This is a genomic window from Frankia sp. CoWAU3 (genome assembly GCF_977971855.1).
Genome location: NZ_CDWWXB010000061.1, coordinates 1 through 13,360 on the forward strand (window position 1 = coordinate 1; position 13,360 = coordinate 13,360).

Consider the following 13,360-nt stretch of genomic DNA (forward strand, 5'->3'; position numbering starts at 1 on the left):
TGTGTCGCCCAGGGCACCCCGAGTCACCCCACAGCACGTCTACAAAACGTCACCGATCACAACGTAGCGTGATCTCTGCGCGGCCCTGCTCGCAATGCCACTCTCGGCGGGCACCCGGTCCGCGGCGGCACACACCCCGCCCGGTCGCCTGATCCACCTCGTTCACGCCGCGACCGGCAGCGCCTCGCCCGGGCGCAGCGGGAGCTGTCCCGCACGCGGCAGGGTCGTGAAGCGGACGAAGGCCCGGGCGAAGGTGGCACGGATCCACGGCCGGATCCGCGACCGGCGCCGGGATCATCCGCACACGCCGTCCACGAGGATCATCCGCGAGAACCAGACGGTGGTCGAACCATGGGGCCACGGCGAGCAAGGGCCACGGCGGCGGGCTTAGCCCGACCGTCGCCGGGAAGGTCATGCGGCGAGGCGTGCCGGGAGCGGCCCGGGACGCACCGAATATCAACAGTGGCCGGACTCGCTTTGCCGGACGGAATGTTGCGGGATGTCCCAAGCAGGCCGCGCCGCGTCCGTAGGCCGGTCAGGGAGACAGCCATGGCGCAGCCAGCCTCGGGTTCCGAGCAGTTCGACCCTGGTTCCATCGCAGCCGACTCCGAACAGTCGTGGTCCCGCGAGGATGCTCCCCTGGAACCCGCGGAGATGCTCGACAGCGACGATCTCGGCTCGACGGATGCCGGCCGAGATCCATTGGACGACAGTTGGGACGCACCCGACAGACCGAGTGCCGGCGTCCGCTATCCGAGCACACCGCGTGAGGAGCGCGCGGGGCCGTCCTTCGATCGGCAACTCGCCGCGGAAACGCCGGACACCGACCCCTACCTGGAAGCCGAGCGGCGGGAGTCCGGGGCTGTTCTCGATGCCGACGCGTACGGCGAGGGGACGACGACCCTCGCGGAGGATTACGACGCGAACTTCGCCATTCCCAGCATCGTCACGCCGGACGTGAGTGCGCGCACGGCTGAGGAGGGCGCCCTGCACCTGGAATAAGGGCGCTCTGCGTGCTCGCGGGAATACGAAGTACTCGTGAGCATACGAAGCGCTCGCGAGAATACGAAGCACGCGCGGGAATACGAAACGCCGATGGTTCGGTCGACGGTCCAACCGGCTCCCGGTTGCCACGGATGGTTACCACGGAGGGCCGGCTCAGGACGGGGCGGACCCGGGCAGGTCCGGAACGCCACCGGCGGCTTCCCGCCTGCGGTAGGCAAGTCCCGCGAAGACCTCCATGGCGACGCGATGGGCGCTGTTGACCGTCGTTTCCGCGTGGTCGTACGGCGGGGAGACTTCGACGATGTCGGCGGCCACAAGCGGCGTGTCAAGCGCGATCTGACGGACCGCCCGCAGCAGGTCGGCCGGGGTCATCCCCCCGGGTTCCGGGGTGCCGGTACCCGGCGCGAACCCCGGGTCCAGGACGTCGATGTCGACCGACAGGTACATGGCCCGGCACCCGTCCGTGGCCTGCGCGATCGCGTCCACGACGACGTCACGGCTGCCCCGCTCCCAGATCTCGTGCATGAGATGCCAGGTCATCTCCTGCTCGCGCATCCAGGCGAACACGTCCGGCGGCGGCCAGTAGCCGCGCAGCCCCACCTGGACAAAGTTGCGTCCACGCACGGCACCGGACTCGATGAGCCGTCGCATCGGAGTGCCGTGCGAGGCGAGGTTGCCGTCGATGACGTCCGCGGTGTCGGCATGCGCGTCGAAGTGCAGCAGACCGAGTTCACCCCAGCCCACGGCGTCGGCCACGCCGGTTGCGGCCGGCCAGGTGATCGAATGGTCGCCACCGATGACGAGCGGGATCGTGCCGAGCCCGGCGATCTGCGCGACCTTGGCCCGGATGTTGCGATGGGACGCCTCGGTGAGCCCATGCGGACAGTGCGCGTCGCCGGCGTCAACGACGTCGAGCCAGTCGAAGATCTCGATACCGAGGTCGAGATGGTAGGTGCCGGGGTTGTAGGCGTTGGCCCGCAGCGCCCGAGGGCCGAACCGGGCGCCGGGACGGTGGGTCGTCGAGATGTCGAACGGAGCACCGACGACGGCAACGTCGGGCCGGCGGGCCTCCAGCGCCTCCGTCCCGGGCAGCCAGGGCAGTCCGCAGAAGGTCGCGAGCCCCGCGTAGCCGGGCGCGTCCGGACCCGGCTCACGATCGCCGTTTCGTGCCGTCATCCGTCCCTCCGATCGGGCCCTTCCACTGTCCCACGGTCCGCCACCCCCGGTCCGCCAGCCCCGGTCCGCCACCCACTGGTCCGCGCCCCGGTTACGCTTCTCCGGTGGAGGTCGCGGCACCACACCCAGACCACCCGGCACCCACGGCGTCGGAACCGACCGGCGCAGCCATGGCTCTGCGCACCCCGGGGACGATCATCGGCGCGGGCCGGGTCTGGTCACCGCGGGCCCGGTTGGCGGGTTTCGCCGTGCTCGGTGTAGCCGCCGTCGGCGTCTGCGGCCGGGTGTACCTCGTCGACCCCGCCCAGCCGGGCCACTACCCTATGTGCCCGTTCCGGTGGGCCACGTCCCTGGACTGCCCGGGTTGCGGCACCCTCCGCGGCCTGCACCAACTCCTGCACGGACACCTCGCGGCCGCGGCCGACTACAACGTCTACTTCGTCATCGCCGCCCCGATGCTGGTGTTCGGCTGGATCGTGGCGGTGGCGCGGGCGGCCGGCTGGCGCCACCCGTTGCCCCGGGTACCGGCCCGCCTGCTTCCCGCCGTTCCGATACTGATCATCACCTTCTGGGTGCTGCGGAACCTGCCGTTGCCCGGCTGCCGCTGGCTCGCATCCTGAACCCGGCGGCTCAACGGCGGCCCAGCAGGTAGCAGGCGATGGCGGCGGTCGCCGCGACGTTCAGCGAGTCGACCCCGTGCGCCATCGGAATCCGGACCCGGGCCGCCGCCGACAGCCCGGCGCCCTCCGTGCCCAGCAGCAGCGCGACCCGGGCCGCCGCCGTCACCGGCGCAGGTGCAAGCGCGGGCGCGGCGCGGGGGGTGAGTCCGGCCGCGAAGGAGCCAAGATCCTCGGCGTCCGCCGCCGGAGTCAGCGCCAGCAGCGTGAACCCGGCATCCCGCAGCAGACCGAGGGCCTCCGGCCAGGGTTCGAGCCGGGCATAGGGGACGGCGAACACCTCCCCCATCGACACCCGCACGGAACGCCGGTAGAGCGGATCGGCGCAGCGCGGGCTCAGGAGCACCGCGTCCATCCCGAGTCCCGCAGCCGAACGGAAAATCGCCCCCAGGTTGGTGTGGCTCACGATGTCCTCACACACCAGTACCCGCCGGGCATCGACCAGGAGGTCGGCGGCGGCGCGGGGCGGCTGGCGGCCCATCGCCGCAAGCGCCCCCCGATGCACCTCGAAGCCGGTGATCGCCGCGAGCACGTCGGGTCCCGCGACGTACACCGGGACGTCAACGCCGAGGTCCGCGGGCACGGCCGCCAGGCGCGCCGGCGAGACCAGGACCGAGCGCGGCCGGTAGCCAGCCCGCAGCGCCCTGGTGATCACCCGTTCGCCCTTGGCGATGAACAGCCCGTCGGCCGGCTCCCGCCGACGGCGCAGCGCGACGTCGGTCAACGAGATGTAGTCGTCGACCCGGGGATCACCCGAATCGTCGATCATGATGACTGGTGGGGCGGCCACGACCGTCACGCCGGCCGGCCCGCCAGCCGACCCCGCACACCTGCTCACGTCACCTGGCACGCCACGACCTCCCGGGCACGGACGCTTCACCCGACCGTAACGTGCCGGCCGCAGAATCAGCGTCCATGGCCGATCCGCGGAAGGCCCCCACGCTGACGCCCGCCATGCCCACGCCCGCCGTCTCCCGTCCCGTCGCCGTTCCCGTTCCCGCCGACCTGGTCGTCGTCGGCGCCGAACTGGTCGCGACGGTGGACGCCGACCGCCGGGAGATCCGCGGCGGGTGGATCGCAGTGACGAACGGCCTGGTCAGCGCCCTCGGCGGTCCCGACGAGCCACCGCCTCCCGCCGTGCGCACGTTGCGGGCGGACGGCTGCCTGATCACTCCCGGCCTGGTGAACACGCATCACCACACGTACCAGAACCTCACCCGCGCGTTCGCTCCGGCCCTGAACGGTACGCTGTTCACCTGGCTGTCGACCCTGTACCCGCTGTGGTCCCGGCTGGACAGGGAGGCCGTGCACGTCTCCGCCTACGTCGGGCTCACCGAGCTCGCCCTCGGCGGTTGCACGACGACCACGGACCACCTGTATGTGCATCCGCGCGGGGGCGGGGACCTCGTCTCCGCCGAGATCGCCGCGGCGACGGCGCTGGGCATGCGCTTCCATCCCACCCGCGGATCGATGTCGCTGTCGGTGAAGGACGGCGGACTGCCGCCCGACTCGGTGGTGCAGGACGACGACGAGATCCTCGCCGAGTCGGCCCGGCTGGTGGCCCGCCATCACGACCCCTCGCCGGGCGCCATGGTGCGGATCGCCCTGGCGCCCTGCTCACCGTTCTCGGGCAGCCCAGAGCTGATGCGGGCCACGGCGGAGCTCGCCGAGTCGCTCGACGTGCGGCTGCACACGCATCTCGCCGAGGACCCCGAGGAGGACGAGTACTGCCTCGCGCGGTTCGGCCGGCGTCCCATCGACCAGTTCGCCGAGGTCGGCTGGGGCGGCGACCGGGCCTGGGTGGCGCACTGCATCCGCCCGAACCCCGCCGAGGTGGCCCGACTGGGCGCCTGGGGCACCGGGGTCGCGCACTGCCCGAGCAGCAACATGATCCTCGGGGCTGGGCTCGCCCCGGTCGCGGAGCTGCGTGCGGCGGGGGTACCGGTGGGACTGGGCTGTGACGGCTCGGCGTCGGCGGACTCGGCGTCGCTGTGGCTGGAGGCCCGCACGGCGATGCTGCTCGGGCGGCTGCGGCACGGCGCCGCGGCGATGTCGGCCCGGGACGCGCTGGAGATCGCCACTCGGGGCGGGGCCGGCTGCCTCGGCCGAGCCGGGGAGATCGGCGAGCTGTCCGTCGGGGCGGTGGGCGATCTGGTGGCATGGCCCCTCGACGGGGTCGGCTTCGCCGGGGCGCTGTCCGATCCCGTCGAGGCGTGGCTGCGCTGCGGCCCGGTCGCGGCCCGCCACACGGTGGTCGCGGGCCGCGCGGTCGTCCTGGACGGCCGTCCGGTGCATCCCGACCTGTCGGCGATGCTCGCCCGCCACCGCGAGCTCGCCGCCGGCATGCAGGCAGCCTTTGACGATGCCGGAACCGCTGATGCCGGAACCGCTCCCGGCGCCGGGCGGGCCGCGGGTACGACGGCAGCCGGAGCCCGGTGAACGTCGACGGGACCGACCCTGGTGGGATACCTCCGCGAGGTGTTTGATACAAAGCAATGGGCCAGTTCGGGTCGGTTGGCGACGTCACCCGTTCGGCCCAGGAGATGGCGTTCCGGCGACACCCGCCGGGACGTCACCCCCCAGCAGCCGCCGCCGGTGCCGCGTATCGACCCCCCCCCGATCGGTGCGCATCGCACCGGCGGCGGCCTCGACTGGTCCAGGACCAGCGCGGCCTCGGGCCGGATGAACTGCGCGCCTTCGCCGTCCGTGTGGGCGTGCAGCTGTAGAAGCGGACAGGGGCATCCCGCCGAGGGAGGTATCCGACGGTGTATGTGAGGCCGACACTGGGGGCATGCCGACGTTGCCGACCGATGTCGTCGCCCGTCTGACCGCCGCGCTCGCACCGATCGATACGGCGGTCATCGCTCGTCATCCCGGTGATCCGGGAACCCGCCAGCCGGTGCACACCTGCTACCTGCCCGCCGACCGGATGCGCCCGGACATCGTGCTGGCCTGGGGGGAGGCGGCCCGGGAGCTCCTGGCCGCCCACGGCACCGACCCGGCCAGGCTCGCCGCCGCCACCGGGGGCGAGCCGGACCCCGTCATCGCCGAGCCGGTCCACGCACACGTGCTGCACGCGCTGACCGTTGAACCGGTGCAGGATCTGCGGATCGACCTGGAGGACGGCTACGGCGTCCGGATGGACGACACCGAGGACGCCGACGCCGTCGCGGCGGCCGTCGCCCTGCGCGCCGCCGCAGCGGCGGACGCCCTGCCCACGTCCTACGGCCTGCGGATGAAGTCGCTGGACCCGGCTGTCCGGGACCGGGGACTGCGCAGCCTGGACCTCTTCCTCACGGCGCTGGCCGGCGACGACGGCCCACCCGCCGGGTTGGTGCTGACCCTGCCCAAGGTGAGCGCCGCCGCCCAGGTCGCGGTCTTCGCCGATCTGCTCGCCGAACTGGAGCAACGCCTCGGCATCGCCCCGGTGCCCTTCGAGGTGCAGGTGGAGACCCCGGCCGCGGTTCTCACCCTGCCCGCGCTGGTCGAGACCGGTCTTGCGCTGGGCCCGGGACGCCTCGTCGGGCTGCACGTCGGCACCTACGACTACTCGGCGGCTCTCGGCATCACCGCCGCGCACCAGGCCAGCGACCATCCGGCGGTGGAGTACGCCACCACGCTGATGCAGCTCGTCACCGCCGGCACCGGAATCCGGGTCGCGGACGGGTCCTCGAACCTGCTGCCGATCGAGAGCCCGACGAACGCGACGGACGCGACGGAGGGCACCGCAACTACGGAGGGCACCGCAGCTGTCGAGGACACGGCGGGCCGAGGTGTCCACCGGGCGTGGCGGCGGCACGCCGAGCTGGTGCGCCGCGCCTGGTACCGGGGCATCTACCAGGGCTGGGATCTGCATCCGGGTCAGTTGGTGAGCCGGCACGCGGCGGTGGCCGGCTGCCTGCTGGCCGGGCTCGACGAGGCGCTGGGCCGGCTTTCCTCCTATGCCACCGCGTACGCCACCACGTACGCCACCGCCCGGCATCCGGGAGCAATCGCCGACGAGCCGGCCACCGGCCGCGCGCTCGCCGGGCACGTCCTGCGGGCGCTCGACGCCGGCCTGCTGGACGACGCAAGCCTGACCGCGGCTGGTCTCGACCGGGTGACGGTCGACCACTTCGGCGGCAGACCGGTCGCCGCGGGTTGACGACACCCGCCATCCAGGGCGGGTCAGCTCCCCCGATAGGTCGAATAACCGAACGGAGCGAGCAGCAGCGGGACGTGATGATGACCCGCCGGGTCCTCGATCACGAACGCGATGGTCACCTCGGGAAAGAACGCCGAGCGGCTCGCGGTGTCGAAGACGAGCCGCCAGGGGCCTGGGATGGTCGTCGGCAGATCCGCCACCCGGCCGTCGTCGTCGGTGACGGCCTCGGTGACCGCGATCCAGCCCGTGGTCGTGCCGTCAAGGGTGCGCACCGCCCGTTCCAACCGGAGCGGCAGCCCGGCGGCTGGCCGCCCCGTGGCCGTGTCCAGGACATGGGTGGACAGACTCACCACGCCTCCTCGGTCGCGTCCTCCGTCGCCGCGGCCCGGGTCGGGCCTCGACCATCCCACCACCCGGGCTGACCATCGCACCACACCGCTCCTGGTCGACCGTGGTGGATACGCCGGTACCCCAGGAACCCTGTAGGTATCGCTGCCGGCAGTATCAGTGCCGGCAGTATCGGGGAGGGTGGACGTGGTCGAGTTTGTTGGGCGGGAGCGGGAACTTGCCACGCTGGACGGGTTGCTTCGGCTGGTGGGATCGGATGTCGGATCGTCGCGACCGGGTCGTTGTCTTCTGGTCCGTGGGCGGCGTCGGATCGGTAAGTCGAGTCTCGTCGAGGAGTTCGTGGAGCGGGCGGGTGTACCCGCGGTGTTCTTCACCGCTGCCGGTGCCTCGGCCGAGGTGGAGCTGAATGCGTTGCGGGACGTTGTTGCCATGTCCGGGCTGCCGGAGCGTGAGGTCTTCGCCGAGGCAGTTCCCGGGAACTGGAGCGCGGCGTTGCGCCAGCTGGCCGGGATCCTGCCGGCGGACCGGCCCGGTGTGGTCGTGATCGACGAGGTTCCGTACCTGATGGAGCGGGTCGACGCGTTCGAGGGTGTGCCGCGGCATGCCCGGGACCGAGAACTGAGCCGGCGGCCCGTCCTGCTGGTGCTGATCGGTTCGGACCTGTCGATGATGGAGGCCTTGAGTTCGTACGGCCGACCGTTTCACCAGCGCGGGCAGGAGCTGGTCCTGGGGCCGCTCAATCAGGCGGAGGTGGGAGAGCTACCCCTGTCGACACGGCCGTCGAAAGAGCGCCGGTACCGGGTCACCGATCCGTATCTGAGGTTCTGGCTGCGGTTCGTCGGCCCACATCTGCCCGAGATCGAGCGCCTGCGGGGAGACCTCACCGTCAGTCGGATCAGGGCGGGATGGACGAGTTGGCGCGGCCGGGCGGTAGAACCGCCGCTGCGTCAGTCCCTCGCCCGCCTACTCCCGGACGCGGTGCTGCCGTCAGCCCCGGCCTCGGCGCCTACTGGAACCGCTCCAACACTGCCGAGATCGACGTCGTCGGCGCCGACCGGGAACCGGTCGCCAAGGAGCTGTACTTCCTCGGCTCCGTCACATGGCTGGAACGCGCACCGTTCGATGACCATGACCTGGCGACACTGCAGAAACACCGGGCGGCGCTCACGAACCTTCCGCTGCCATTGGTCGCCATCAGCCGCAGCGGAGTTACGGCCACCGGTCTCGCCGCATCCTACGGCCCAGCCGAACTCATCACCGCCTGGCAGCAAAGATGAACGGTATTGTGCCACGGTCGTTCGACCTAGGCGCCGGCGATCAGGCAGCGGTGATCAGGCGCCGGATGCGCAGGGCCGTGATCTCGGCCTGCTGACCGGCCGCGATGCGCAGCTCGTCCGCGGGATCGTTGTCCAGCCGTGCCCGCAGCAGGGCGAGCATCTCCTCCGCGTCACGGCCCGCCGCCCGGACCAGGAAGATGTAGCCGAAGCGCTCCTCGTAGGCCGCGTTCCCCTGCTCGAAGGCCGCCCTGACTTCCGCCGTCGCCTGGTCCATCGCAGCCTGCTCCCGTCGGGGGGCGTCGAGGGACACCACGGTCGCCCTCGCCGTGGTGGGCGGGGCCGGCGTGTGGGCCGGGCGCTCCCCGATCCGGGGATGCGCGGTGAACGCCTCCAGCCAGGCCGATTCGGGCAGGTTCCACCATTCCTGCTCGGCTGCCGGCAGCAGGGCCGCGAGGGTCCCGAAGGGCCGACGGGCCGCCACGGCCGCGGCCCAGTCCTCGGACTCGCAGCAGGCCAGCAGCTCCTCGCGAGCCGCGTCCGGGGACAACGCGTCGAACCAGCGCATCGCGAGCGCCTCCCGCCCGACGGGCGTCGGAGCGCCGGTGAGCCGCAGCCTCGCCAGCCCGCCGTCGGGTATCGCGTCGACCCGCACGTGGGTGGCCTGGATCGGGACCTCGAGATCGAAAAGGTGACGGGTGTTCGGCTGCACCCGGATCCGCGGCAGCATCGGGTACCACTCGGTGATCGCGGTGACGTCGTCGGGGTCGAGAAGGTCGGGGTTGTCCGCCGCCCAGAGGGCCACCGCCCGGGGCGCGTTGCCGCGGAAGTGCCGGGTGTCAACCTCGGCCCGCACGATCGTGCCCTGCGTCGCGAGCCGGACCACCGCCCAGTCGTGGCCGTCCCCACGGCGCCGGCGGGTCTCCCAGCCCTCCCCCATCGCCCGGGCCTCACCCGAGGCGTTCAGGTTATGGCGGTCACCGTAGTGCATGTCGCTGGCGGCCACCACGACACCGCCCAGGTAGGCGGCTGCGAGATCGGAGGTCACCCGGTCGAACATCCGGGGGTCCGGCACCACCGTGCCATGCACCCGCAGCCGGGCGACTCCGCCATCCGGGTGGATGGTCAGGCGCAGATGGGTGATGCGGGTCCGGCCCTGGTCAGCCACCGGCAACACGTTGGCCGCGTCCGGCACGATCGGCGTCCGCGGCACCAGCGGGACCCAGGCCACGGACTCCTCGGCGGCCTCCGCCGCGGAGGGATACCCGGGCAGGGTGGCGCCGTGCACCTCGACGGCCCCGGGAGCGTTGCCGGTGAAGTGGGTGGTGTCCACGGTCACCGCGTGGGCGATGCCGGGTGAGCCCAGCCGGATGATGGCCCAGTCGGATCCGGGAAGATCCCGCCGCCGACGGGTCTCCCAACCGTCGGTCCACTGGCCCCGTTCGGTGAACACGCCCGGCCGCACGATCGGCGGTTCGGGCAGCAGCATCCGTTCGGCGAACGCGAAGAACTCGTCGTTGACGGCCACGACCGTACCGCCGAAACGGGCCGCCGCGAGATCGACAAGATTCGTCAGGTCGGGCGCGTCGCTCATCGGGTCCTTTCACGGGGTCAACCGGCCGTACGAAACCGGACTGTTCACGTGTCGTCGGGTGGCCGCACGGCCCGTCACCACCGTGCGGACCGGATCAGGTCAGGACGACGTGTTAGCGGGGCGCAAAGCGTACTTCGGGCCTGCTCCCTCGGGAGTGGTCCGCGTCGGTGGGTGCATCGGATCACATCCGTGGGGAGGGCTCCGGTACGCCGGACGGTCCCGCGGCCCGGCCGGGTGATGCCTACCTCTCTAATAGCCGCCCCCGCGGAGGACGATCCCCGTCCGCTCGCCGCCCCCGCAGATAGGTCGCCCGCACCACCCCGTTCAACACGCGTCCGGCATAGGGGGTGAGCGGGTGGCGGTGGCGCAGCATCGAGGGCTCCACCAGGAACGACGCATCCGCGTCAAAGATCACCAGATCGGCGTCGGCGCCGATCGCGATGCGCCCCTTGCCGGTCAGTCCTACCAGGTCGGCCGGTCCGGCGCACATCCAACCGACGACGTCGGTGAGGGTGTGCCCCCGCGCCCGGGCCTGAGTCCAGACCGCGGGTAGCCCGATCTGGACAGACGCGACGCCACCCCACGCCGCCGCGAAATCACCGGTGTCGATCTGCTTCAACGCGGGAGTGGACGGCGAATGATCAGTAACGATCCCGACGAACAGGCCCTGGGCCACCCCGTCCCACAACCGGTCCAGATTCCTGCTGTCCCGGATGGGAGATGCGCACTTGAAGACGGTAGCTCCGTCGGGGACCTCCTCGGCCGTGAAGGTCAGGTAGTGCGGGCACGTCTCCACCGTCATCGGCAACCCCGCGTCCCGCACCGCGAGCACGTCGTCGAGGGCATCGGCCGCCGCGAGATGCAGCACGTGCAGGCGGGCACCGGTGGCGGCGGACAGCGCCGCCAGCGCGGCCACGGCCTCGGTCTCCGCGGCCGGCGGGCGCGACGCCAACCAGCTGGCGAAGGCCCGCCCCACGGTGGGAGGTGCCACGGCGAGAACAGAGGGCGCCTCGGCGTGCACGACGGTGAGGGCCCCCATCTGGGCGGTGCGCCGGGCTGCGGCCCCGAGGACGTCCATCGAGACGTGCGGGAACTCCTCGACCCCCGACGGGGCCAGGAAGGCCTTGAATCCGAAGACCCCGGCGCCGTGCAGGGCGGCCAGATCATCGAGGTTGCGGGCATCGGCGCCGATGATGCCGCCCCAGAAGCCGACGTCGACGGCGACCTGGCCGGCCGCCACCGCACGTTTGGCGGCCAGGGCGGCGAGCGAGGTCGTCGGCGGAACGGAATTCAGCGGCATGTCGATGATCGTGGTGACACCACCGGCCGCGGCGGCCCGGGTCGCGGTCGCGAACCCCTCCCACTCGGTCCGCCCCGGTTCGTTGATGTGCACGTGGGAGTCGACCACGCGGGGAAGCAGAGCCAGCTCGCCGAGGTCCGTGACCAGGGTCCCGGGAGGGATCTCGTCCGCGGCGGTGATCGCGGCGATCCGGCCGTCCGCGACGTGCACGGCTGCCGGACGCTCGCCCCCGGGCAGCACGACTCGCCGTGAGAGTAGCACCTGTGGCCGCTCCGGCAGAACGTCCGCGGTGGGCTCGTTCATGCCGCCGGAACACCTTGTCCCGGCGTCGTCGGAGGCGCGGTCGTCGGAGGCGCGGCCGTAGGAGAGATGGTGACGAGGTCCTCGGGTCGCACCGGAACGCGCCGCAGATCCCGTCCGACGGCGACCCGGATCGCCGCGATGATCGCCGGGGTCGCGGTACAGGTAGGCGCCTCCCCCACGCCCTTCACCCCGTAGGGCGCATCCGGCTGCGGATGGGTGACGGCGACGAAATCGAGGTCCGGGACGTCGGCGATGGTCGGCAGCAGATAGTCGTGAAACGTGGGATTAACCACCGCCCCGTCCACCGTGACCAGCTCCTCCATGACGGCGAGGCCCAGCCCCTGGGCAGTGCCCCCCTCGACCTGACCACGCAGCGCCAGGGGATTGAGCACCGTACCGCAGTCCTGGGCCAGCGCCATCGACACGACCCGCACGAGACCGAGGTCGACATCGACATCGACGACCGCGCGGTGCGCCGCGGCGGCGAAGGCCACGTGCGGATCGCCCTGTCCGTCGGCATCCAGCGCGGAGGTACGCCGGTGGTGGAAGGTGTACTCCGCTTCGATCGGCCCGTCGGCCAGCGCCTCGGCGAGCGGAACCCGCAACCCGGCCTCCACCCCGACGATCTCCCCGGCGTTGACGGTCAGCGTCCGTCGAGGTGCCTCGACGACCTCCGCGGGCAGCCCCGCGGTGCGGGCGACCCGGGCGAGCAGGCGATCGGCGACCGCGGCGCAGGCTCCGCGCACGGCGCCTCCGCTCATCCAGGTCTGCCGGGACGCGCTGGTCGATCCGGCACTGCCGACCGCGGTGTCCGCGGGCGCCAACACGACCTGTTCGACGCCGAGCTCGGTGCGGGCGATCTGCCCCGCGATCGTCACGAACCCCTGGCCCACCTCGGCGCACGCGCTGTGCAGCCGGACCCGTACCGTTCCGTCCTCAGCCAGCTCCAGGCGGGCGCGGGCAACGGAGGAGTCGTCCATGCCCTCCGAGAAGAGCAGGTTCTTGTAGGCCAGGGCGTAGCCGACCCCCCGACGGACCCGGCTCGGTTCGGCCGCGGCCGGTCGGCCGCCGGGCAACGCGGTCACCGCGACGTTCGCCGGCATCGCCGGCGGGAGCGGACGCGAGGCCACCGCCTCGATGACCTCCCGCGCCGGCAGCGGTGCGCCCATCACCTGACCGGTGGGCAGCACATCCCCCGGTCGGACGGCATTGCGGACGCGCAGGTCCACCGGATCCATGCCGAGGGCGTCGGCCAGCCTGTCCATCTGGGCCTCGTGACCGATGGTCACCTGCGGCACCCCGAACCCCCGCATGGCGCCGCACGGGGGGTTGTTGGTCCGCACGACGACTCCGTGCAGGTGGGCGTTCGGGACCCGGTACGGACCCGCGGCATGGGTGACCGCGTTCGCCAGCACCGCCGGCGAGGACGACGCGTAGGCACCGCCATCCAGCACCAGCCGTGCCCGCACGCTGACCAGGTTCCCGTCGGCGGTGGCGCTGTGCTGGAACCACATCCGGGCCGGATGCCGGTGCGGATGG

11 protein-coding genes and 1 pseudogene are annotated in these 13,360 nt (G+C 72.1%); 6 read left to right on the forward strand and 6 right to left on the reverse strand.

Going from position 1 to position 13,360, the window contains the following annotated elements; genetic code table 11:
- Nucleotides 1–549: 549 nt before the first annotated feature.
- Nucleotides 550–1,002: a hypothetical protein gene (locus AC08ON_RS08060; protein ID WP_476607119.1), complete on the forward strand. Its 453-nt coding sequence runs from the start codon at nt 550–552 to the stop codon at nt 1,000–1,002.
- 156 nt (nt 1,003–1,158) lie between these two features.
- Here the strand turns inward: AC08ON_RS08060 and speB are convergent, their stop codons facing one another.
- On the reverse strand, nt 1,159–2,181 hold the full coding sequence (gene speB, locus AC08ON_RS08065; protein WP_476607120.1) for an agmatinase: 1,023 nt from the start codon (nt 2,179–2,181) through the stop codon (nt 1,159–1,161).
- Nucleotides 2,182–2,351: 170 nt separating this feature from the next.
- Here speB and AC08ON_RS08070 point away from each other — a divergent pair, with 170 nt between their 5' ends.
- Nucleotides 2,352–2,801, forward strand: a complete 450-nt coding sequence (locus AC08ON_RS08070; RefSeq protein ID WP_476607121.1) for a DUF2752 domain-containing protein — start codon at nt 2,352–2,354, stop codon at nt 2,799–2,801.
- A gap of 10 nt (nt 2,802–2,811) precedes the next feature.
- On the opposite strand, the gene AC08ON_RS08075 is transcribed toward AC08ON_RS08070, so the two are convergent.
- Nucleotides 2,812–3,627 (reverse strand): TrmH family RNA methyltransferase, encoded by an 816-nt coding sequence (locus AC08ON_RS08075; protein WP_476607130.1) that lies wholly within the window; start codon nt 3,625–3,627, stop codon nt 2,812–2,814.
- 185 nt (nt 3,628–3,812) lie between these two features.
- Here AC08ON_RS08075 and AC08ON_RS08080 point away from each other — a divergent pair, with 185 nt between their 5' ends.
- Nucleotides 3,813–5,297 carry an 8-oxoguanine deaminase gene (locus tag AC08ON_RS08080; RefSeq protein ID WP_476607131.1) on the forward strand — a complete coding sequence of 495 codons (1,485 nt, stop codon included), beginning with the start codon at nt 3,813–3,815 and terminating at the stop codon, nt 5,295–5,297.
- A gap of 352 nt (nt 5,298–5,649) precedes the next feature.
- Nucleotides 5,650–7,002: a DUF6986 family protein gene (locus AC08ON_RS08085; RefSeq protein ID WP_476607122.1), complete on the forward strand. Its 1,353-nt coding sequence runs from the start codon at nt 5,650–5,652 to the stop codon at nt 7,000–7,002.
- 23 nt (nt 7,003–7,025) lie between these two features.
- Here AC08ON_RS08085 and uraH read toward each other — a convergent pair whose 3' ends face one another.
- Complete coding sequence (uraH, locus tag AC08ON_RS08090; RefSeq protein ID WP_476607123.1) at nt 7,026–7,352, reverse strand: hydroxyisourate hydrolase; 327 nt, start codon at nt 7,350–7,352, stop codon at nt 7,026–7,028.
- A 184-nt stretch (nt 7,353–7,536) separates the two neighbouring features.
- Here uraH and AC08ON_RS08095 point away from each other — a divergent pair.
- Both AC08ON_RS08095 and AC08ON_RS08100 read left to right on the forward strand, forming a co-directional pair.
- Nucleotides 7,537–7,893, forward strand: a pseudogene (locus AC08ON_RS08095) (AAA family ATPase); the annotation flags it as partial.
- A gap of 362 nt (nt 7,894–8,255) precedes the next feature.
- The gene (locus AC08ON_RS08100) at nt 8,256–8,627 is read left to right on the forward strand and encodes a hypothetical protein (protein WP_476607124.1); all 372 of its coding nucleotides are present in this window, start codon (nt 8,256–8,258) and stop codon (nt 8,625–8,627) included.
- Nucleotides 8,628–8,667: 40 nt separating this feature from the next.
- On the opposite strand, the gene AC08ON_RS08105 is transcribed toward AC08ON_RS08100, so the two are convergent.
- The 3 genes from AC08ON_RS08105 to pucD form a co-directional block, all read right to left on the reverse strand.
- Nucleotides 8,668–10,218 (reverse strand): allantoicase, encoded by a 1,551-nt coding sequence (locus tag AC08ON_RS08105; protein ID WP_476607125.1) that lies wholly within the window; start codon nt 10,216–10,218, stop codon nt 8,668–8,670.
- Between the two features lie 241 nt (nt 10,219–10,459).
- Nucleotides 10,460–11,821: an allantoinase AllB gene (gene allB / locus AC08ON_RS08110; protein ID WP_476607126.1), complete on the reverse strand. Its 1,362-nt coding sequence runs from the start codon at nt 11,819–11,821 to the stop codon at nt 10,460–10,462.
- Nucleotides 11,818–13,360: xanthine dehydrogenase subunit D (pucD, locus tag AC08ON_RS08115; protein WP_476616725.1), on the reverse strand; the 1,543-nt coding region annotated here is incomplete at its 5' end. The genes allB and pucD, both read right to left, overlap by 4 nt.

Bases quoted from the DNA above. Each gene is read 5' to 3' on its own strand.
- AC08ON_RS08060 (WP_476607119.1), top strand. From the start codon at position 550: ATGGCGCAGCCAGCCTCGGGTTCCGAGCAGTTCGACCCTGGTTCCATC.
- speB (WP_476607120.1), bottom strand. From the start codon at position 2,181: ATGACGGCACGAAACGGCGATCGTGAGCCGGGTCCGGACGCGCCCGGC.
- AC08ON_RS08070 (WP_476607121.1), top strand. From the start codon at position 2,352: ATGGCTCTGCGCACCCCGGGGACGATCATCGGCGCGGGCCGGGTCTGG.
- AC08ON_RS08075 (WP_476607130.1), bottom strand. From the start codon at position 3,627: ATGATCGACGATTCGGGTGATCCCCGGGTCGACGACTACATCTCGTTG.
- AC08ON_RS08080 (WP_476607131.1), top strand. From the start codon at position 3,813: ATGCCCACGCCCGCCGTCTCCCGTCCCGTCGCCGTTCCCGTTCCCGCC.
- AC08ON_RS08085 (WP_476607122.1), top strand. From the start codon at position 5,650: ATGCCGACGTTGCCGACCGATGTCGTCGCCCGTCTGACCGCCGCGCTC.
- AC08ON_RS08100 (WP_476607124.1), top strand. From the start codon at position 8,256: ATGGACGAGTTGGCGCGGCCGGGCGGTAGAACCGCCGCTGCGTCAGTC.
- AC08ON_RS08105 (WP_476607125.1), bottom strand. From the start codon at position 10,218: ATGAGCGACGCGCCCGACCTGACGAATCTTGTCGATCTCGCGGCGGCC.
- allB (WP_476607126.1), bottom strand. From the start codon at position 11,821: ATGAACGAGCCCACCGCGGACGTTCTGCCGGAGCGGCCACAGGTGCTA.